The organism is Pedobacter sp. ISL-64 (assembly GCF_018613605.1).
Classification (GTDB): Bacteria; Bacteroidota; Bacteroidia; order Sphingobacteriales; family Sphingobacteriaceae; genus Pedobacter.
The window spans coordinates 354,008-374,259 of sequence record NZ_JAGGPU010000006.1 but is presented as its reverse complement, the minus strand read 5'-3'; the positions used below and the strand labels follow the sequence as shown (position 1 = coordinate 374,259).

At 36.6% G+C, this 20,252-nt stretch carries 17 protein-coding genes; 15 read left to right on the top strand and 2 right to left on the bottom strand.

The genetic code is table 11. The annotated features are described in order from the left end of the window. Positions 1-3: 3 nt before the first annotated feature. Positions 4-1,596 carry a glycerol-3-phosphate dehydrogenase/oxidase gene (locus J7E57_RS09640; RefSeq protein ID WP_215127451.1) on the bottom strand — a complete coding sequence of 531 codons (1,593 nt, stop codon included), beginning with the start codon at positions 1,594-1,596 and terminating at the stop codon, positions 4-6. Between the two features lie 158 nt (positions 1,597-1,754). Between J7E57_RS09640 and J7E57_RS09635 the strand changes: the two genes are divergently transcribed. Continuing rightward, a complete protein-coding gene (locus tag J7E57_RS09635; RefSeq protein ID WP_131029794.1) occupies positions 1,755-2,519 on the top strand; it encodes a DeoR/GlpR family DNA-binding transcription regulator in 765 nt (254 codons plus the stop codon). A gap of 44 nt (positions 2,520-2,563) precedes the next feature. Further along, positions 2,564-2,953, top strand: a complete 390-nt coding sequence (locus tag J7E57_RS09630; RefSeq protein ID WP_215127449.1) for a response regulator transcription factor — start codon at positions 2,564-2,566, stop codon at positions 2,951-2,953. Positions 2,954-3,019: 66 nt separating this feature from the next. Here J7E57_RS09630 and J7E57_RS09625 read toward each other — a convergent pair whose 3' ends face one another. Beyond that, on the bottom strand, positions 3,020-3,697 hold the full coding sequence (locus tag J7E57_RS09625) for an acetyltransferase (RefSeq protein ID WP_215127447.1): 678 nt from the start codon (positions 3,695-3,697) through the stop codon (positions 3,020-3,022). Positions 3,698-4,414: 717 nt separating this feature from the next. Between J7E57_RS09625 and J7E57_RS09620 the strand changes: the two genes are divergently transcribed. The 13 genes from J7E57_RS09620 (at position 4,415) to asnB (ending at position 20,252) form a co-directional block, all read left to right on the top strand. Then, positions 4,415-5,173 carry a polysaccharide biosynthesis/export family protein gene (locus tag J7E57_RS09620; RefSeq protein WP_215127445.1) on the top strand — a complete coding sequence of 253 codons (759 nt, stop codon included), beginning with the start codon at positions 4,415-4,417 and terminating at the stop codon, positions 5,171-5,173. Between the two features lie 22 nt (positions 5,174-5,195). Continuing rightward, on the top strand, positions 5,196-7,487 hold the full coding sequence (locus J7E57_RS09615) for a GumC family protein (protein WP_215127443.1): 2,292 nt from the start codon (positions 5,196-5,198) through the stop codon (positions 7,485-7,487). 263 nt (positions 7,488-7,750) lie between these two features. Next, on the top strand, positions 7,751-8,299 hold the full coding sequence (locus J7E57_RS09610) for a UpxY family transcription antiterminator (protein WP_029276571.1): 549 nt from the start codon (positions 7,751-7,753) through the stop codon (positions 8,297-8,299). Next, a complete protein-coding gene (locus J7E57_RS09605; protein ID WP_215127441.1) occupies positions 8,292-9,590 on the top strand; it encodes a nucleotide sugar dehydrogenase in 1,299 nt (432 codons plus the stop codon). The genes J7E57_RS09610 and J7E57_RS09605 overlap by 8 nt, the downstream gene beginning before the upstream one ends. A gap of 4 nt (positions 9,591-9,594) precedes the next feature. After that, positions 9,595-11,037 (top strand): lipopolysaccharide biosynthesis protein, encoded by a 1,443-nt coding sequence (locus tag J7E57_RS09600; protein ID WP_215127439.1) that lies wholly within the window; start codon positions 9,595-9,597, stop codon positions 11,035-11,037. Next, positions 11,034-12,191, top strand: a complete 1,158-nt coding sequence (locus J7E57_RS09595; RefSeq protein ID WP_215127437.1) for a DegT/DnrJ/EryC1/StrS family aminotransferase — start codon at positions 11,034-11,036, stop codon at positions 12,189-12,191. Before J7E57_RS09600 ends, J7E57_RS09595 begins: the two co-directional genes overlap by 4 nt. 14 nt (positions 12,192-12,205) lie before the next feature. Further along, positions 12,206-13,075, top strand: a complete 870-nt coding sequence (locus tag J7E57_RS09590) for a glycosyltransferase (RefSeq protein WP_215127435.1) — start codon at positions 12,206-12,208, stop codon at positions 13,073-13,075. A gap of 6 nt (positions 13,076-13,081) precedes the next feature. Further along, the gene (locus tag J7E57_RS09585; protein ID WP_215127432.1) at positions 13,082-14,176 is read left to right on the top strand and encodes a glycosyltransferase family 4 protein; all 1,095 of its coding nucleotides are present in this window, start codon (positions 13,082-13,084) and stop codon (positions 14,174-14,176) included. Further along, positions 14,173-15,390 carry an O-antigen ligase family protein gene (locus tag J7E57_RS09580; protein ID WP_215127430.1) on the top strand — a complete coding sequence of 406 codons (1,218 nt, stop codon included), beginning with the start codon at positions 14,173-14,175 and terminating at the stop codon, positions 15,388-15,390. Before J7E57_RS09585 ends, J7E57_RS09580 begins: the two co-directional genes overlap by 4 nt. 19 nt (positions 15,391-15,409) lie before the next feature. Beyond that, positions 15,410-16,684: a DegT/DnrJ/EryC1/StrS family aminotransferase gene (locus J7E57_RS09575; RefSeq protein WP_215127428.1), complete on the top strand. Its 1,275-nt coding sequence runs from the start codon at positions 15,410-15,412 to the stop codon at positions 16,682-16,684. Then, positions 16,681-17,283, top strand: a complete 603-nt coding sequence (locus J7E57_RS09570) for a sugar transferase (RefSeq protein ID WP_215127426.1) — start codon at positions 16,681-16,683, stop codon at positions 17,281-17,283. The genes J7E57_RS09575 and J7E57_RS09570 overlap by 4 nt, the downstream gene beginning before the upstream one ends. Before the next feature lie 6 nt (positions 17,284-17,289). After that, the gene (locus J7E57_RS09565; protein ID WP_215127423.1) at positions 17,290-18,390 is read left to right on the top strand and encodes a glycosyltransferase; all 1,101 of its coding nucleotides are present in this window, start codon (positions 17,290-17,292) and stop codon (positions 18,388-18,390) included. 20 nt (positions 18,391-18,410) lie between these two features. Next, complete coding sequence (gene asnB, locus J7E57_RS09560; protein ID WP_215127421.1) at positions 18,411-20,252, top strand: asparagine synthase (glutamine-hydrolyzing); 1,842 nt, start codon at positions 18,411-18,413, stop codon at positions 20,250-20,252.

Genomic DNA, 20,252 nt, shown 5'->3' with positions numbered 1-20,252 from the left:
TGGTTAATTGGCTAAAGCCGATTCGGTTATTTTAGGTGTTGAATGATAAATATAACCATCGGCTAATTTATTAAAAGTTTCGATTTGGTTAGTTTCCCAGTTTTTATCAGCAGATAATTCTTTGGCCAGGAGCGCAGCTACTCTGGGTGCCATATCTTTGGCTGCTTGTGCATTAATAAACAAGATCCTTAATCTCCTGCTTAAAATATCTTCTACTGTTTCGGCCATTTCGTTTCGTGCAGACCAAATTACCTCAGCTTCTGTATAAGGGAATGCAGAATGTAATTTATTGCCAAGGCTTGGATCTTGTTCAGTTAAAGCTTCAATTTTACTGCGATCCGATCCATAGATAGCCAAATGACCATCTGTTGTAGTGGTTAAACTACCATGTATGCTTAAATTTTGGGTTACGCATGCTTTCGATTCTAAACCAGCATGAGTAATGGCTAAATCAACCGTTTCTTCTGCCATTCGGCGGTAGGTGGTCCATTTACCACCAGTAATGGTAATTAATCCCTTTGCAGAAACAATAAGTTTATGGTCTCTGCTAATTTCTTTTGTACTATTTCTATCTCCGTTGGTTGGAGCCGCCAATGGGCGCAAACCTGAGAATACACTTAAGATATCTTTTTCCATGGGCTTGCGGTTAAAATAACTCGCCGCTGTACTCATAATAAAATCTACCTCTTCTTTTAATGCCCTAGGTTCTAAACTATGTTCGTTTAAAGGGGTGTCTGTTGTACCCACCAGTAAATGTTCGTGCCATGGAACGGCAAATAGAACACGTCCATCAGAGGTTTTTGGTATCATTAAAGCCGATTCACTGTTTAAAAAGCTTTTGTCTAGCACCACATGTACACCTTGGCTAGGGCGTACCATTTTTTTTGAATTCGGGTTATTCATTTGCAGGATGTCATCCACAAACACGCCTGTTGCATTAATTACTATTTTGCCAGTATATTTAGCTGTTATGCCTGTTATGGTGTCTTCTGTTTCGATGCCCGTAACTACGTCGCCACCTTTTAACAGGCCGGTTACCTTTGTATAGTTCAATAATGAAGCGCCGTTTTCAACCGCGGTTTGTGCAATGTTTATCGCTAAACGGGCGTCATCAAACTTTCCATCGTAATACCTGATGCTTCCTTTTAATCCCTTTTCTTTTATGCCAGGCATCATGGTTAAGGTTTCTTTTTTAGAGAAAAATTTAGATTTGCCGAAGCTATATTTGCCTGCTAGCCAATCGTAAAGCGTAAGTCCGGTTAAATATTTTATAACAGAGAACCAATCGTAACAGGGAATCAAAAATTCTTCTTTATTTACCAGGTGCTTTGCGTTTTGTTGTAATAAACCACGTTCTTTTAAGGCATGTTTAACTAAACCGATATCTCCTTGCGCGAGATAACGAACACCACCATGTACCAGTTTAGTACTCCGGCTGGATGTTCCTTTGGCAAAATCAGATTGTTCTACCAATAAAGTTTTAAAGCCCCGGCTCGCAGCATCCAATGCAGTACCCAAACCTGTGGCACCTCCGCCAATAATAATGAAGTCCCAATTTATGTTTTCTGTTAGATGATGCGGGTGTAATCTTTCCATTTAGATTTATAAAAATAATAAAACGAAACAATACGCAATTATAAGAAATCATAATCGAAATAATATAATATGTGTGTTAAAAATTTATTAAATATTTGTGCAAAATATTTTAAAGAATGTTTTTATTGCTAATTTGCAGCACGCTAATTAAATATACTATGATGAATTTGGCTGAGAGGCACCAGTTTATATTAAGTCGCCTGCAACGTGATCAATACATAAATGTAGTCGATTTATGTAAGGAGTTGAAAGTCTCGTCTGTAACAATAAGAAAGGACTTAAAACTACTTGAAGATAAGAGCCTATTGTTTAGGACCCACGGTGGGGCTACTGTAAACAATCCATATACGGTAGACCGTCCGGTTAATGAGAAAGAGAAAATACAATCTACAGAAAAGAACAAAATAGGTATTGCCGCTGCTGCATTGTTAAATGACAATGATTCTATCGTTATTGCATCAGGTACTACAGTGCTTTATTTTGCCAAGAATATTGCGCCAGCAACAAATTTAACCGTTGTAACTTCTGCATTAAATGTAGCGCTCGAATTAATGCGCGAACCTAGTATTGAAGTGATACAATTAGGCGGATTGCTTAGGAAAAGTTCTTCATCGGTAATGGGTGCTTATGCAGAACAGGTTTTGCAGGATTTTTATTTTAATAAACTATTTCTAGGTGTTGATGGGATTGATCTTGATTTTGGAATAACCACTACTAACGCCATGGAAGCACATTTAAACCGCAAAATGATTGGTGCATCACAAAAAACGATTGTACTTGCCGATTCTACTAAATTTGGGAAAAGAGGCTTTGGAAAGATATGTGGATTAGAAGAAATTGATCATATTATTACCGATAAAGGAATTTCTGAACAAATTGTTAAACATTTAGAGAGTTTAGGTGTTACTGTTACTATCGTATAGCGCATTCCACGCGAACGGTATAATCCAAACATTATAATTTGAACATGGAAAGAAAACGAATACACATTTTAGAGGATGATCAGGAGATCAGAAACGTTATTGAAATTCTATTAAAAGATGAGGGTTTCGAATTGCAGCTTTCATCATCATTTGCTGAGTTAAAGAAAAATATCCAGGATGCAATGCCTGATCTTTTTTTACTTGATGTAATGTTACCAGATGGAAACGGAGCAGAAATTTGTGAAGATTTAAAAACTGATATTTTTACCAAACACATCCCAATTATCGTAATGTCTGCACAGAATAATAGCGAACAGAAAGCTATTGATGCATTTGCTGATGATTATATCAGTAAACCTTTTGATATTTATGATGTTTTGGAGCGTATTAATGCACAGCTGAAACGAAGCGCTGAAAATAAAACAAAAGTTTAATTAAAAATTAAGCCTGATAAAAAAAGGGAAACATTAACGTTTCCCTTTTTTTATGGATAGCGTTTATTAGGTCTGTTTTACATCTTGCGCTTTGTTAAACATCACAAAACGTTTAGAATCGCCAACGCGTTGAGGTACTGTTGCATTTGAAACAATGGCGTAATCTTCAGTATTCTTGTTTATAAAAACGCCTGCGCCAATAATGTTGTGGCTGCCAATAACAATATCTTCTTTTACAGCAGAATTGATTCCTAAAAAAGAATTATTACCAATGGTTACATTTCCCGCCAAGATATTGCCCGATAACAGAACATTGTTTTCTATCGTAGAGTGATGACCAATCCGCGCGCCGATAAGCATACAATTATTACCAATGCTTACAAAAGGCTGTATATCGCAGCACTGATCGATAAAAGTATTGTGTCCAAATACCAAATCGGGCCACACGTTGGCTTTCGATGAAATATAATTTGCAAAACTATAGCCAGATTCGCTCACCCTGTGGTACACGCTTTCCCTGGCACTGTTTCTACCAATGGCTATATGCATTTTATGGGTTTCTGGGGGAAAATCTTTAATCACCTGGGTGAGACTTAAAATGGGTAATCCTAATAGCATACTTCCTGCAGGAGGTACATACGCATCATCAACACAAAAGGCAACAACATTGTAATCGCTGTCATTCATAAAGGAGTAACAGATAAATTCAGCCATTTTTCCAGTTCCATAAATAATAACTTTCATATTTAATTCTTGTTTTTAGGTTTCTAACGAATTTATGCATAAAACAGGCTTTTAAACCTTTTTAAAGCATACTGTACATATTTTGCTAATTCGGGTTTACAGCTTTCACAGTTGCGCATTTTTTTACTTTTTGCGCTGCTTTAAAGGGATATTACTTTTATGTTAATCGTTTTATCTGGATCGATCGCCATGAACATACCGCTGTTAAGGAAACTCAATCGTGTTAAGCGGAATGTAATTTTTAGACAATTAAAAATGTATTGTAAAACAGCTTGCACAGAAATATGCGAAGCGCAGCTTGTTCAATCCCTGATTAGGGAAAAATAGTCAATTAACCACTAAATCTAGGCTTGGTAATCGCCAGTTTTTCTTTGAAATTTTATAAAATCATTTTATTTCCCCTGTAAATTGTAGTATTAAATAGCTTTTTTAAATGTTAAAACATTTTCTGATGTTTTTTGAGTTTTACAGATTAAGATTTTATCGGAAAACATACTTTTTAGGGTAAAAAAACGGCCAGAATATTACACATATTATGCGTTGTAAAATTTACAAATGATGTGCAATTTATGGGCATAGTATTTAAAATGCTGTGCATGCTGGTTATATTTTATACAATTTAATTACAACCCCCCATCTGCCTATAAAACATTGATGCTTAATTGCATAGCTTAGTTCTCAATAAAACGAAACAAAAAACTAAACATTACTTAAGCTATGAAGAAAGTAATATTATTTATCGCAATATATACAAGCATTATCACCGGATGCGCTACCAGAAGAGATCTTGTATATTTCAGTAACCTGGCTAAACAAACTAGCGAAGTAAAGCTTCAAGGTCAGGAAGTTAAAATTCAGCAAAATGACCTTTTAAGCATAAGTATAAACAGCTTAAATCAAGAGTCGAATGTTTTATTTGCTGTTAATACCCGAAATGCAAACGCTGAAAATAATTATAAAACAGAAGGTTACCGGGTAAGTAAAGGCGGAATGATTAACCTACCCGTTGTAGGCAACGTTCGTTTAGAAGGTTTAACTATTGAGCAGGCACAGGCTACCATCTCGAAAGAATTAGATAAGTACGTTAAAAAACCGGTAGTTGATGTTCAGTTGGTCAATTTTAAAGTAACGGTAATTGGTGAGGTAAACCGACCATCAACTTTTACCGTACAGGGAGATAATATTAACCTCTTGGAAGCCCTGGGAATGGCGGGCGATATGACCGTTTATGGCAAAAGGGAAAATGTTTTGGTAATCAGACAACAGGATGGTCAAAGAGTGATGAAAAGACTTAACCTGAACAATCAGGATGTGATGGATTCTCCATTCTTTTATCTGAAACAAAACGATGTGGTGTATGTAGAACCAGACAAATCGAAAGCGATTGAATATAGTCCTAATACACGCATTATGCCAGTAGTTATTGCTTCAATATCTGCAGTGGCAGTATTAATCACAGCTGTTCTTCGTCGTTAAACGTCTCTTAAAACATTATATCATGATTAAACAAAGTACAAATGGTGGCGCAAAAGATTTTGCAGAAACTATGACAAGATTTGCCAGAAACTGGCGCTATTTCTTAATCAGTATCATTATTTCTATGACTGCTGTATATGTTTTTCTTTACATTACCCCACCAAAATATAAAGTGAGCAGTACACTATTAATCTCTGATGATAAAAATGGTGCAGCAATGTCTAACAGTACCGCTTTCAGTGATCTTAATATGTTTCAAACGGTTAAAACGGTTGATAATGAAATTGAGATTTTACGGTCGAGGGATTTGATTTTTAAAGTATTGAAAAAACTAAACTTAGAAACCGCTTACTTTAAGAAAGAGGGGATTAGAGAAAAGGAGCTTTATGGAAAAACCTCTCCACTTGTAGTTACCGCTATTAGTTTAAAAAATGGCGCTTATGCCAGAAAAATTAATGTTTCCTATCTGGATGAAATCTCTTATATCATTAAGGACAGCCTAATGACCAATATTGTAAAGTATGGCGATACCATTAATACTAAAAACTACGCGATTAAAATAGATAAAGGCCCGGCTTTTAAGGCTGAATTTGGTAAAATTAAATTGCAGTTTAAAAACCTGTACAAAATGACAGAGGCTTATAACCTGGTTTCATTAAAGATAGTTCCGGTTGTTAAAGATGCGAATACCATTACCATTAGTTTGAACGATGCTGTTCCACAGCGGGGAATTGATATTCTTAACGATCTGATTGAAACTTATAATATTAACAATGTTAATAACAAAAATATCATTGCCCGAAATACCATTAAATTTATCGATAATCGCCTAAAATACCTGGTTGCAGATCTTACTGGTACCGAAGAGGATGTAGAAAACTATAAACAGCAAAACCGTGTTACCGATGTTAATATGGATGCACAGATGAATGCTGCACGCTCAGGAGAGTATAACCAGTTATTGGAAACATCTTCAGTTCAACTGAGGTTATTACGATCTATCGAAAATTATTTCAGAGGTAGACAAAGTCAGTTTAACCTGGCCCCAAGTGCAATGGGCTTAAAAGATCCGATTTTGAATTCATTGATTTCAAAATTTAACGATCTACAATTGGAAAGAAATAGGATGCTGCGTACCGCCAATGCAGAAAACCCTTTGGTACTAAACCTTAATGAGCAAATAGCAACCTTAAAAACTAGTATTTTAGAAAACCTATCTAGCATTAAACAAGGTTTTGTTATTGAAAGAAATAACTTGAGTGCCAACTACTCTCAATTCGACAATAAAATTAGATCAGTACCTACAATAGAGCGTGGGTTGCTAGAAAGAAGTCGTGAACAAAGTGTAAAATCAGGTTTATATAAATATTTGCTGCAAAAAAGAGAGGAAACTGCTTTATCGCTTTCGGCCACCGTACCAACCTCTCAGATAGTAGATAAGCCCGCTTATGACACTAAACCAAATAGCCCTAAGCCACCTCTTTTGTATCTGTGTGCATTTATTTTAGGGTTTTTTGTTCCGGCTGGGGTAATTTACGCAAAAGGATTTTTCAACAACAAGGTACAAGATGCCAGTACTATTGAGCTAACAGGCGTAAAAATGCTTGGCGAACTTTCTCATAACCTGGATAAAAGTACCATCGTGTTTCAAAAAGATAACCGTTCTACCATATCAGAGTTGTTTAGGTACATTAGAATGAATTTAGGAATGATGTCTAACAATATCGAAAATAAAGTAATGTTGGTTACCTCGAGTATGAAAGGAGAGGGTAAAACATTCTTTAGCGTAAACCTGGCTACCACCTTAGGTATGCTTGATAAAAAAGTTGTTGTGCTTGAATTCGATTTAAGAAAACCTGATCTCTTGAATAAGGTTGATTTAAAACAAACTACTGGGTTAACCGACTATTTAATTGGTGAATCTGTGTTTTTAGATGATATTATTAAACCTACAAGTATTTCAGGCAACATTTCGGTTATTGGATGTGGCCAGTTGCCTGAAAACCCTGCTGAAGTAATGATGAGCCCAAAGATGGATTTATTGTTTGATGAACTGAAAGATAGGTTCGATTACATCATTATCGATACTTCGCCGGTTGGCCAGGTGGCTGATGCCTTTAGTTTGGCCGAATATGCCGATGTAAGCATTTACCTGGTGCGGTATAATTATACCAATAAATACCAGCTGGCCATATTGAAAGATATTTGCGAAAACAATAAGCTTAAAAATCCGATGGTTGTTTTTAACGATGCCAAAAGGGAGAAAAGCCAAAAATACAGCTACGGTGGTTACGGTTATGCCATGGCAAACTAAATCTACCTTGTTTTAAAAGAGAATACCTTGCCCTTTACCAAATAAACGTCCCCAAACGATTTAATTCTGTTTACAAACAATAAGGCCGTGATGCTTAAACTGCGCATCGATTAAAGGCATTAGCTGTTTGCAAACAACTCTTAATTAGATTGCCCTTTTGCCCAAAAAGCAAAATAAGATTTGAAAATAAAATTGTCATGTAAGTGATATAGCGAAGCTGTATCAAATTATCTAAAAAATAAAACTATAACCTCATCAAAAAAATGGAATCTACAATTAACATCAAGCCCTCGTTCGCAAAAAAATGGTTTGTGATCTATACCCGCCCACGTTGGGAGAAAAAAGTTGACCGTTTGCTGCAAGAGCAAGGTTTCGAATCTTTTTGCCCTGTGCGTAACGTAGAAAATCAATGGGCCGATAGAAAGAAAATAGTTAGCCTTCCGCTTTTTACCGGATATGTTTTTGTGAAAATTGATGAGCGTGAAGGTTACAAAATCAGGTATACACTAGGTGTTTTAAACTTTATTAATTACATGGGTAAACCTGCAGTAGTTCGGGATAGTGAGATTGAAAAGTTGAAACACATTATGGATACCTACAATGATGTAGATGTAGTGAGTTTAACCGGTGTTTCCAAAGGAGACCGTGTTCGGATCAGTAATGGTCTCTTCCATAATCAGGAAGGAGAGGTGATCCAGATTCAAGGTAAGCATGTTTTAATGTCATTCGATCATTTAGACTGTGCTTTAGTTACCAGAGTGCCAATAAGCAACTTAACATTAACCGTAAATACGCAACAACATTATGTATAACGCTGAAGATAATCTGAAAATGACGGTAATTGGTCTTGGCTACGTTGGCTTACCGTTGGCAGTAGAGTTTGCAAAAAAATACAAGGTATTTGGCTTTGATATTAACCAGAGCAGGATAGCAGAATTAAAAGCTGGATACGACAATACATTGGAAGTTAATGAATCAGAATTGAATGAGGTTTTAACCTTCGAATGCACAACTTTAAAAGGCCTGTACTGTACCAATGAAATCGAAAAATTACGCAGCTCGTCGGTTTACATTGTTACAGTGCCAACGCCTGTTGATAAAAATAACAGGCCAGATTTAACACCTTTAATTAAAGCGAGTTCAGTTGTGGCTAAGGTTTTAAAGAAGGGAGATATAGTGGTTTACGAATCAACTGTATATCCTGGTGTAACTGAAGACGAATGTGTACCCATTTTAGAAAAAGGATCTGGTTTGGTTTTCAATAAAGATTTTTTTGCTGGTTATTCTCCAGAGCGTATTAATCCTGGAGATAAACAACATACTGTTGCCAATATCTTAAAAATCACATCAGGCTCTACTCCCGAAGCTGCAGAAAAAATAGATGCGCTGTATCGTTCGGTAATTACTGCCGGAACTTATAAAGCTTCGTCTATTAAAGTAGCGGAAGCAGCAAAAGTTATTGAAAACGCCCAGCGCGATATCAATATTGCTTTTGTAAATGAACTAGCCATGATTTTTAACCAGATCGGTATCGATACTTCTGAGGTTTTAGCGGCAGCCGGAACCAAATGGAATTTCCTCAATTTTAAACCAGGTTTGGTTGGTGGACATTGTATTGGTGTAGATCCATATTATTTGGCTCAAAAAGCACAGGAAGCTGGCTATCACCCTGAAATTATTTTAGCCGGACGACGTGTAAACGATGGAATGGGTAAATACGTGGCTGATCAGATCATCAAAAAAATGATCGCTAAAAACATCCATATTGTGGGAGCAGAAGTGCTGGTGCTGGGCTTTACCTTTAAAGAAAATTGTCCTGATGTACGCAATACTAAAGTAATTGATATTGTAAGGCGGTTGGAAGAATACAAAGTTAAAGTAACCATTCACGATCCCTGGGCAAATGCCGATCAGGCCAAGCATAACTATGGTATTATTTGCGAAAATGGTTCATCAAAAACCAGAAAGTACGATGGAATTATACTGGCAGTAGCGCACGAAGCTTTTAATAATTTAAATATCACAGCATTGCGTAAACCGGAATGTGTGGTGTACGATATAAAAGCAGTATTGCCACAATCATTAGAAACGGTTCGATTGTAAGGTCATGAGTTTAACATATAAAGCGCGATCGGGCATTATATGGTCGATCGGACAGCAGTTTAGTGTTAAATTCATAAACCTGTTCGTTACCATCATATTGGCCCGCTTATTAAGCCCTGCGGAATTTGGCTTAATTGCAATGCTCTCTATTTTTATTGCTGTTGGTAATTCCTTAATGGATAGCGGCTTAACATCCTCACTGATCCGCACAAGGATGGCGGGACAAAAGGATTTTTCTACCATATTTTTTTTTAACCTGTTTGGAAGCATCATTGTATATGGTGTTTTGTTCTTTGCAGCACCGCTAATAGCTGGTTTTTACAGGCAGCCAACACTTACCGATATTGTTAGGGTTTATGGATTAACCTTTTTAATCAATGCCTTTTTTAGTATTCAGAGTACTTTATTAACTAAGGAAATGAAATTTAAACTGCAAACGGTCATTCAGATACCTGCAGTAGTACTAGGCGGTTGTTTAGGTATTTACCTGGCAAAAAATGGTTATGGAACCTGGAGTTTAGTTTGGATGAGTTTATTGAGTGCGAGTGTTTCTACCGTTTTACATTGGTTTTATTCAGATTGGCGACCACGACTGATTTTTAATAAAAAAAGCTTCAGAAAGCACTTTCATTTTGGTTACAAAATGACACTTTCCGGCCTGTTGGATACCATTTATCAAAATTTATACACCGTTATTATAGGTCGCTTTTATGCGGCAGCCCAATTGGGCTTTTATGCCAGGGCAGATAGTTTAAGTCAGTTGCCCATTGGGATCATTTCTACGGCAATTGGTAAAGTAACCTATCCTATGTTTTCGAACATCAGCAATGACGATGTAAAGCTTAAAATGGTTTACCGCAGGTTAATGCAGCAGGTGTTATTCTGGAATGCACCCATCCTGATTTTTTTAGCACTTATTGCTCAACCTTTAATCTCTTTGCTTTTAACCGATAAATGGCTGCCATCTGTACCTTATTTTCAGATTTTATGTATTGCGGGTATTCTATATCCGGTACACGCATATAACCTGAATATTTTAAAAGTTAAAGGTCAAAGCGGGCAGTTCTTGAAATTAGAAATTATAAAAAAGGTGCTAAGTGTAATCGGAATTATCTGTGTAATTCCATTTGGCATCATGGGACTTCTATATTTTCAGCTCTTCTTTACTGTTTTCGCCTATTATATCAATTCAACATATAGTGGCAAATTAATCAATTACCCAATTAAAGAACAGCTTCATGATATTGTACCTATTTTAATGTTATCCAGTCTGTTAGGTGTAGCTTGTTACTACCTCGATACCTGGTGTTTAATACATTATCACATCAACAATATTTTGCGAATTGCTGGTATAAGCATCATCTATGGCAGTTTTTACCTCGGTATAAGTAGCAGCATCAAACTCGCTGCACTCCTTGATTTTAAACAATTAATCCTCAAACAATGATACCTGTAACCAAACCCTTTTTGCCTAAACAGGCAGATTTTAAAAGCTATGTAAGTAGCATTTGGGCCAGACAGTGGCTCACCAATAATGGTCCTTTGGTAAATGAACTGGAGTTGAAGTTGCAACAATACTTAGAACTACCTCATTTATTATATGTAACCAATGGTACTATAGCATTACAACTGGCCATACAGGCATTAGAAGTAAAAGGCGAAATTATTACCACACCGTTTTCTTTCGTGGCTACCACCAGCAGTATTGTTTGGCAAGGTTGCAAACCTGTTTTTGTTGATATAGATGAAGAGACCCTTAATTTAGATCCCAATAAAATTGAAGCGGCCCTTACACCTAATACCTCGGCAATTTTGGCTACACACGTTTTTGGAAATCCTTGTGATATTGAAGCGATAGATCGCATTGCAAAAAAACATGGACTAAAGGTAATTTATGATGCCGCCCATTGTTTTGGCACAAAATATAAAGGTAAATCGATCTTCGCTTATGGCGATGTAAGCACAACCAGCTTCCATGCAACTAAACTGTTTCATACGATTGAAGGTGGGGCTGTTTTTACTCAAAATCCTGATACTTTAAAGAGAATGGCGCTGATGCGTAATTTTGGTTATAGTGGGGTAGATACCTTTTCAGAGATCGGAACTAATGCTAAAAACTCAGAGTTTCACGCTGCAATGGGTCTTTGTAACCTAAAACATATCGATCAGATTTTAAGTAAACGCAAAGAGCTATCACAGCATTACGAAATGCGTCTGAACAAAATTGAAGCCCAGTTTCAGGTTATTCAGGCCGATACGGAATTTAATTACGCATACTATCCCGTAATATTCCGATCGGAAGAAATTATGCTCGATTGCATGAAACAGTTAGAACTGGTTCAGGTGTATTGTAGGCGATACTTTTACCCATCCTTATCGGCCTTGCCATACATCGCTAAGGTAAATATGCCAATCTGTGATTCTATTTCTAAACGCATTATGTGTTTGCCTCTTTACCATACGTTAACCAGTGCCGATCAGGATTTAGTAGTCAGGATTATTTTGAGAACCCAGAATTACCGCAAAAAACAAGTGCTTAAACTCACTGATTACAGTACCATGGTTAATGGCAGCATAGGCATGGCGGTTAACGGCAATTAATAGCAGCTTCTATTATGAAACAAGACGATACAGGTATAATGGTTAGCATTTTTTGCATCACTTATAACCACAGTAAATTTATTGCGAAAGCGCTGGATGGATTTTTGATGCAGAAATGCAATTTTAATACAGAAATTATTATTGGCGACGATTGTTCTATCGATGGAACCACAGAGATTATTGATGAATATGTTGCCAAACATCCTGACAAAATTAAACGTTTAAAAGCACCAAAGAATATTGGTGCTACCCAAAACGTAATTCGGGTTGCGCTAGAAACCAAAGGTAAATATGTAGCCACATGCGATGGTGATGACTATTGGTTAGACCCATATAAACTGCAGAAACAGGTAGATTTTTTAGAAAAAAATCCAGAATATGTAATGTGCTGCCATTATACACGCGAAATAAATTTCGATGATACTGAGCTGTTTTACATGGATTTTAATCCTGTTCCCTTGCAGTATAGCTTTAGCGACCTGATTGTGAACAAGCAGGTAGAAACCTGTACCGCAACTATTGTTTACCGCAACATTGAAGCCATTAGAAATCTTTATAAAAACGATTGGTTTTTAAAGTGCAATGCATGCGATAAACTGTTGAAACTCTATTGTACCTGGGTAACAGGTAAAAAAATATACGTTTTACCAGAAGTAATGAGTTGTTACAGGCGTCACCCTGGCGGTATTTGGAGTCCGGTGGCTTATATTCCATTAAAGAAGATGCAACTGAGTGATTTCTATATCATCATTAAAATCTTCACCTATACTGGCTTACAGAAAGTTAAACTTTTGAACTTTTACCTCAGAAAATACTTCCTCTTCGAAGTGAAATATAAAACCTTTGGAAACGCTTTCCAGACCATTAAAACCATTGTAAACTAATTCGAAATGACTACTAAATTATGCTTCGTAATCAATAGTTTGGAAGGTGGCGGAGCTGAAAGGGTAATTAGTAATCTGGCTAATCACTTTAGTGATAAAAACTGCAGTGTTACAATGATTTGCCTTAATACAGCTCAAGTTAAATATCAGATTAATAAACAGGTTAAAATTGTAAATCTGGTAGAAAGAAAAAACAGTCAAAATCTCTTAAACAGGGTTAGATATGCTTACTTAACTTTTTACAGATTGCTTTCTCTATTAAAGAAAGAAAAACCAGATTGTACCATTTGTTTTATGACATCGGCGAACATTTGGGCAGGTTTATGCTGCATGATTTTAGGTTTGCCTTATCTGGTTTCTGAAAGAAATACCCTAGATAGCACCATACAACAATACAACAAATTACTACAGTGGTTTATATTTCATATTTATAGAAAATCAAAAGCCATTGTGCTACCAGCTTTTGGAATGTTTAAAGGATTTAAAAGGATTAAGCAATTCGAAAAACTGAATAATTTCGAAACCATCCATAATCCAATCAATCAGTTTATAAAGCCAAATAAAGATACCGTAAATGATAAAGCATTTATACTTTCTGTTGGAAGATTAAGTCGCGAAAAAGGTTTCGATCTGCTTATTGATGCTTATAGCCGCTTGGAGCTATCCGATGTTGATCTTTTAATCTCGGGTGAAGGCCCTGAAAGAGAAAACCTCGAAAAGCAGATTACGGATTTAAATTTAACAGATAAAGTCAAATTGATCGGCTTTAAATCGAACCTGCAGGATTATTATGCGCAAGCAGAGGTTTTTGTGCTTTCTTCCAGAAATGAGGGCTATCCAAATGTATTGGTAGAAGCGATGGGAATGGGCTGCGCCTGTGTAGCAATGGACTGTGAGTTTGGTCCTTCAGAGATTATCGAACATGGAATTAACGGACTTTTGGTTGCTAAAGAAGATATAGTAGGGCTTTCATTGTCAATTGATAAGATACTTAATAACAGTAATTTAAAAAATAAATTTTCAGCAAAAGCAAAATCGATCAACAAAACAAATTCTATTGAACTGATCTCTGCCAACTGGGAGCAACTCATCATGTCATGATTAAAAAAATAATGTTTCTCTTTTTGTTGTTTGCCTATGTTTATGCAACAACATTCAATATCTTCATGACTGGGGTTTTCAGAATTCCGGCACCAATAGTTTTCCTGGCGCCGTTAATCTATTTTTACCGGACAGAAGAAACAGGGTTTCTATATGGCAAAGAATTATTTATTTTCTTTATTGCTGCCCTGTTTTTTTATCTCATAGGTCAGGCAGATGTAACCGGATTTTTTGCGCTGTTAATTGTTGCAGGCTGTTTTGCTTTACTTTTCAATTATGTTATCGGTACAAATTTAAAACGGATGAATATCGCTGTAGGGTTTTTCTTTGGCATACTGCTACTCTCAGGCATCATCATGTTTATCGATCACCAATACAACATGGCGCCAATCCGGTCGCTTTTGGTACAGGAAGATGTATTACAGGCACCGGCCGGCATATCGACAACCATTTTTACATTTGGCTATCAAATGGCTGCTTTAACACCATTTTTAGTCATTAATGCTATTTTATTTAAAAGAAGCTGGCTAATTAACCTTCTCCTATTTGGATTATCGCTCTCTCTTATATTCTTCGGTATGCAAAGGTCGGTTTTAGTTGCGTTTGCTGTTGTAACTGGCTTGTTTTTCTTAAGCTACTACAAAGCTAAATCGATATTAATATTTGGCGTTTTATGTGCGATGTTTTTTATTGCTCAAAGCTCGATAGAGGAATTTTCTGAAGGTAAAAAACAACAGAATATTTTAAATAAAAGCGCCGAAAACGCAAAAGGAAAAGAAGAGCGTGGCGATTTGATGGGAGAGAATATCGAAATCATAACCGATTATCCTTTTGGCTTATTATTTTATGGAAAAACCTGGAATGATGTGGTTCAGCATAATTTTGTTTATAAAAAAGGGCCGATTGTTATCACTTCGCATAATGCCTATTTAATGTTTATCACCTATTTGGGGCCTTTACTAGGATTTATTCTGCTCATTTTATTGTATCGAAAAGTCGGAAAGATCATTTTTTATGCTTTCCTGCACATCAAGGATAAGAAAAATGCGCTGTTAATCTGTTTAAGTTGCTCTTTTATGGCTATATCTATCAATTCATTCTTTCATAACGAGTGGCTCCTGGCTACAAGCGGTCCGACCTTGTTCCTTTACTTTGCCATTTTACAACTTTCCAAAATCAAAATAGAAGATCCCATTTTGGTTGAATACAATTAACACAATTAAATTGACGAATATGAATATCCCATTCTCTCCGCCCTTTATCGATCAATCTGTTGTTGATCAGGTATTGGAAACACTTAACGATAAATGGATTACCACAGGGCCAAAAGTAAAAGCCCTTGAATGTGAAATTAAAGCGATGACTGGAACTGATGAGGTAATCTGTGTAAATTCCTGGACATCGGGTGCCATTTTAATGTTAAAGTGGTTTGGTGTTAAAGCTGGCGACGAAGTAATTGTACCGGCATATACCTATAGTGCCACAGCATTAGCGGTTTTGCATTGCGGTGCCACCCCAATTATGGTTGATGTGCTTGATGATTTTAATATCGATCCTGAAAAGGTTCAGGCAGCAATTACTTCAAAGACCAAAGCCATAGTTGCAGTAGATATTGCTGGATGGCCTTGCGATTATTCTTCTTTAAAAGAGGTAGTTAATAATCATGACATTAAGAAAAAGTTTAAATGCCAATCAGACAAACAATCTCTGCTTAAAAGAATACTCCTGATTTCTGATGCGGCACATTCGATAGGTAGTTTATATTACGATAAACCCTCTGCCCAAATGTGCGATGTAACTATATTTTCTTTTCATGCGGTTAAAAATATAACAACGGCAGAAGGTGGTGCCATTTGCTTAAACCTTCCTTCTTCATTCGATCCGCAGGAAGAATACAGTTACTTAAAAATGTATACACTTAACGGACAAAATAAAGATGCACTTTCCAAATCAAGGGGTGGTGGTTGGCGATATGATATTTTATTTCAAGGATTAAAGATCAACATGCCCGATATCTGCGCTGCAATAGGTTTGGCGCAAATTAGAAAGTACAATTCTGAATTGTTGCCTCAACGAAAAAAAATTGCCCTTCAATATTGCGAGGGCTTTCAGCACAATGATTGGTTTGTTGCCCCGCCTTTGGTGAGTACACAAAGAGAATCTTGTTATCATCTTTTTCCGATGCGGGTTAAGGGACTAACGGAAGAACAAAGAGATCAGGTAATAGACGATCTGGCATCTTTAGGCATTGCAAGCAATGTACATTTCATACCCATGCCAATGCTTACACTCTTTAAAAACCTGGGTTATAAAATAGAAGATTATCCAATGGCCTATCAGAATTATGCCTGCGAGATTTCTCTTCCAATTTATCCGCAATTAACAGAAACAGAGGTCGAATTTATTATCACTTCGGTAATCAGCTGTGTGCATATACAATTAAATAGCCATTTAGAAATTGAAGAAGGTGGCTTTCCTGGACGAAAACAAATGGCTGTAGCATCATGAAAATAAAGAAAAAAAGAATATTCGATGTGATTTTTGCAATCATCTGTTTAGTGTTGTTCAGTCCGCTTTTAGTCTTGATCGCCATCCTGATCAAAATCGATTCGAAAGGTCCTGTTATTTTTAAACAGATCAGGGTTGGGCGGAACATGAAAGATTTTCATTTGGCAAAGTTTAGAACCATGTATGTTGTTCAAAGTAACAATAGCTTACTCACCATCGGAAACAGAGATAACCGCATTACAAGGATAGGGTATTGGTTACGGAAATACAAGTTAGATGAATTGCCCCAGTTATTGAATGTTTTAAAAGGGCAGATGAGTTTTGTTGGACCAAGACCAGAAGTTAGAAAATACGTAAATCTCTATAGTGAAGAACAACGTTATGTTTTATCGGTTAAACCCGGCATTACCGATTGGGCTTCAGTTGAGTTCTGCAATGAAAATGAGCTGCTAAAACATGCCGAAGATCCTGAAACTTATTATATCGAACGCATTATTCCCGCAAAAATAAAACAGAATATGAGGTATATCAAACACAATGATATCCTTACCGATTTCAAAATTATTTGGTTAACGATCAACAAAATTGTCATCAACTAAAATAACATGTACGCTCCGCAAAAAACTATTAAAGAAGAAGTTAAAAACAAAAAGAAAGTCTTTTTTGTGCTCAGCTCTTTAACCTCTGGAGGCTCAGAACGGGTGTTCTGGAATTTGGCCCAGGGTTTTAATAAAGATCTGTTTGATGTTACCATTGTGATTCTTGATTCTACTGTAAATTGTTTCTCAATGGATCTGGCTGCTGTCCGTTTTATCGATTTAAAAACCAAAAAAGCTTCTAAATCGTTCTTTGCACTTTACAATGTATTAAAAAAGGAAAAACCTTATGCCGTTTTTTCCACTACCGATCACATCAATATTTTAGTATCGTTAGTGGGGCGGTTTTTAAAAATTCCGATGCTTATTGCGAGGGCTTCCAATATTCCACACGAACAAAGATTATTTGAAGGATTTAAGTCGAGATTTTACGAGCTTTTTGCCAGCGCAAGTTATCGGGGTTACAAACAGATCGTTTGCCAATCAGAAGAAATGAAACAATCATTGATTGATACTTATAATGTCAATCAGGAGCTGATCAGGGTTATTGCCAATCCAGTATTGAAAACTAATAAGTTAAAGGAGGCTAAAACACCTGATAAAATTTATAAACTATTAGTTGTGGCCCGTTTTGCACAGGAAAAAGGCTTAGAACGGCTGGTTGATATTATGGCGCATTTGCCCGAAAATTATCATCTCGATTTCGTGGGGACAGGGGTACTAAAAGATCAGATTAACACTAAAATTAAGGACCTGCAGCTCGATCACAGACTTAAAATTTTAGGAGAGATTAAAAACATCCACGAGGTAATGGTTCTGCACGATTTAATGGTGTTGAGCTCTTATACAGAAGGTTTCCCGAATGTAGTTTTAGAAGCGCTTACCGTAGGCCTACCAGTAGTAACCTTTAGAGTGAGCGGCATTCCAGGATTAATTATCGATGGCTTTAACGGTTTTGTTTTAGAACAGGATGATCTGGCAGGCTTTAGGCGGCGAATTATCCAGGCCTGCACTCAAGGCCAATGGAACCCGGCTGAGATTAGGAGAAATGTATATCAGAAATGTGCGCTTGATAAAATCAGCGCTCAATATGAAGAATTAATTAGTTAACAATCTAAAATATTATCACTATGTGTGGAATATACGGCACAACCATACCTTACTCAAACGGAACTATCCGTGAGAAAATGACAAGAATCAGTTTTCGGGGACCGGATTATACAGGGGTTCAACGTTACGATCAGGTTATTTTTGCACACAATAGATTGGCCATTATCGATCTTGATGCCCGCTCCAATCAACCCTTTTCGTATAGGCATCTCCATATTGTTTTTAACGGAGAAATATACAACTACAAAGACATTAGAAAAGACCTGGAACGGAAAAACTATCAGTTTAACACCAGTTCAGATACCGAAGTAATATGCGCAGCTTATTTAGAATATGGAGCCGATTGCTTAACCCGCTTTAACGGGATGTTTGCTTTTGTGATTTATGATACCCATAAAAACGAACTGTTTGGTGCCAGAGATCGCTTTGGCAAAAAACCTTTTTATTATGCACACGATCACCTGTCGTTCGAATTTGCAAGTCAACCCTCACAAATCAATATAGACAGGAATCTAAGTGTTAACGAAGAAGCCATTAATCAATATTTAATCTGGGGTTATGTGCCGGAGCCTCAGTCTATTTATGCAGAGGTGAAACAGTTGCCTGCAGCCAACTATTTTAAATACGATCTTAAATCCCATAAGCTTAAAATTACAGAATACTGGACTTTAGATTATGGCTGGAAGAATAAATTTGATGGAAGTTATGAAGAAGCTAAAGAAGCTTTAGCGCTTATTTTGGCCGATGCGGTTAAAATAAGGATGAATGCTGATGTACCATTGGGTGTGTTTTTATCTGGCGGTATAGATTCATCGTTAATTGCAGCTATGGCCACAAAAGAAATCGACCACGTTAAAACATTTTCTATAAAATTTAATGAAAAAGGTTTCGATGAAAGTGCTTATGCCAATCAGGTTGCTAAACACTTAGGTACCGACCATTATACCATTGAGTGTAATTACAATGATGGCATTGACTTAATTGAAAACTTTAACCGTTTTTATGACGAGCCTTTTGCCGATTCGAGTGCTATACCTACCATGTTGCTCAGTAAAAATACCAGAAAGCATGTAACCGTTGCCTTAAGTGGTGATGCTGGCGACGAAGCTTTTTTAGGCTATCATCGCTATAAATGGATTAAACAGGTTAACAGCCTGTTTTATGCGCCACACAGCATTAGAAAAGCATTGGCAGGCTTAATTAGCCAATTGCCGAGCTATCGCCATAAATTAATTGCCATGGGTATTTCCATGGAAGATATAGAAAAACTGTATGTAAAAATGTTTGGCAATATGGAAAACTCGTGGGTAAAACAACCCGATCTGGCCAAGTATAATCCATTGATGCATATTTTAACCAATCCATCTAAACCTTTGTTAGAACGGATTTCTGATTTTGATATTAAAACCTATTTAAACGGAGATATCAACACCAAAGTAGATCGTGCTTCAATGGCCTTTTCGCTTGAATCGCGTTCTCCTTTAATGGATTACAGAGTGATAGAGTTTTCTAGAAGCCTACCCACAGCATTTAAATACACCAATGGAAACCAAAAACGGATATTAAAAGATTTATTGTTCGATCGTGTTCCTGCACATATGTTCGATAGGCCAAAGGCTGGCTTTACCATGCCATTCCAGCATTGGTTCAGAAATGAATTAAAAGATTATGTGATGGATAATTTATCAGTCGATAATTTGAAGAACATTCCTGGCATTCATTTGAAAAGAACCCAAGAAATTATCAATGAGCATATGACGGGGAAGTGGAACAGGTATCCACAGATCTGGAAATTGCTGGTACTCTCTCAATGGTTAATTAAAAATAAATCAACCGCAGATAAAGTTTCTTTAGTAGCATAA

Excerpts from the sequence above, each read along its gene's own strand:
- J7E57_RS09605 (WP_215127441.1), top strand. The coding sequence starts at position 8,292 with ATGTATAACGCTGAAGATAATCTGAAAATGACGGTAATTGGTCTTGGC.
- J7E57_RS09635 (WP_131029794.1), top strand. The coding sequence starts at position 1,755 with ATGATGAATTTGGCTGAGAGGCACCAGTTTATATTAAGTCGCCTGCAA.
- J7E57_RS09565 (WP_215127423.1), top strand. The coding sequence starts at position 17,290 with ATGTACGCTCCGCAAAAAACTATTAAAGAAGAAGTTAAAAACAAAAAG.
- J7E57_RS09575 (WP_215127428.1), top strand. The coding sequence starts at position 15,410 with ATGAATATCCCATTCTCTCCGCCCTTTATCGATCAATCTGTTGTTGAT.
- asnB (WP_215127421.1), top strand. The coding sequence starts at position 18,411 with ATGTGTGGAATATACGGCACAACCATACCTTACTCAAACGGAACTATC.
- J7E57_RS09620 (WP_215127445.1), top strand. The coding sequence starts at position 4,415 with ATGAAGAAAGTAATATTATTTATCGCAATATATACAAGCATTATCACC.
- J7E57_RS09615 (WP_215127443.1), top strand. The coding sequence starts at position 5,196 with ATGATTAAACAAAGTACAAATGGTGGCGCAAAAGATTTTGCAGAAACT.
- J7E57_RS09600 (WP_215127439.1), top strand. The coding sequence starts at position 9,595 with ATGAGTTTAACATATAAAGCGCGATCGGGCATTATATGGTCGATCGGA.
- J7E57_RS09570 (WP_215127426.1), top strand. The coding sequence starts at position 16,681 with ATGAAAATAAAGAAAAAAAGAATATTCGATGTGATTTTTGCAATCATC.
- J7E57_RS09595 (WP_215127437.1), top strand. The coding sequence starts at position 11,034 with ATGATACCTGTAACCAAACCCTTTTTGCCTAAACAGGCAGATTTTAAA.
- J7E57_RS09610 (WP_029276571.1), top strand. The coding sequence starts at position 7,751 with ATGGAATCTACAATTAACATCAAGCCCTCGTTCGCAAAAAAATGGTTT.
- J7E57_RS09590 (WP_215127435.1), top strand. The coding sequence starts at position 12,206 with ATGAAACAAGACGATACAGGTATAATGGTTAGCATTTTTTGCATCACT.
- J7E57_RS09585 (WP_215127432.1), top strand. The coding sequence starts at position 13,082 with ATGACTACTAAATTATGCTTCGTAATCAATAGTTTGGAAGGTGGCGGA.
- J7E57_RS09630 (WP_215127449.1), top strand. The coding sequence starts at position 2,564 with ATGGAAAGAAAACGAATACACATTTTAGAGGATGATCAGGAGATCAGA.
- J7E57_RS09580 (WP_215127430.1), top strand. The coding sequence starts at position 14,173 with ATGATTAAAAAAATAATGTTTCTCTTTTTGTTGTTTGCCTATGTTTAT.
- J7E57_RS09625 (WP_215127447.1), bottom strand. The coding sequence starts at position 3,697 with ATGAAAGTTATTATTTATGGAACTGGAAAAATGGCTGAATTTATCTGT.
- J7E57_RS09640 (WP_215127451.1), bottom strand. The coding sequence starts at position 1,596 with ATGGAAAGATTACACCCGCATCATCTAACAGAAAACATAAATTGGGAC.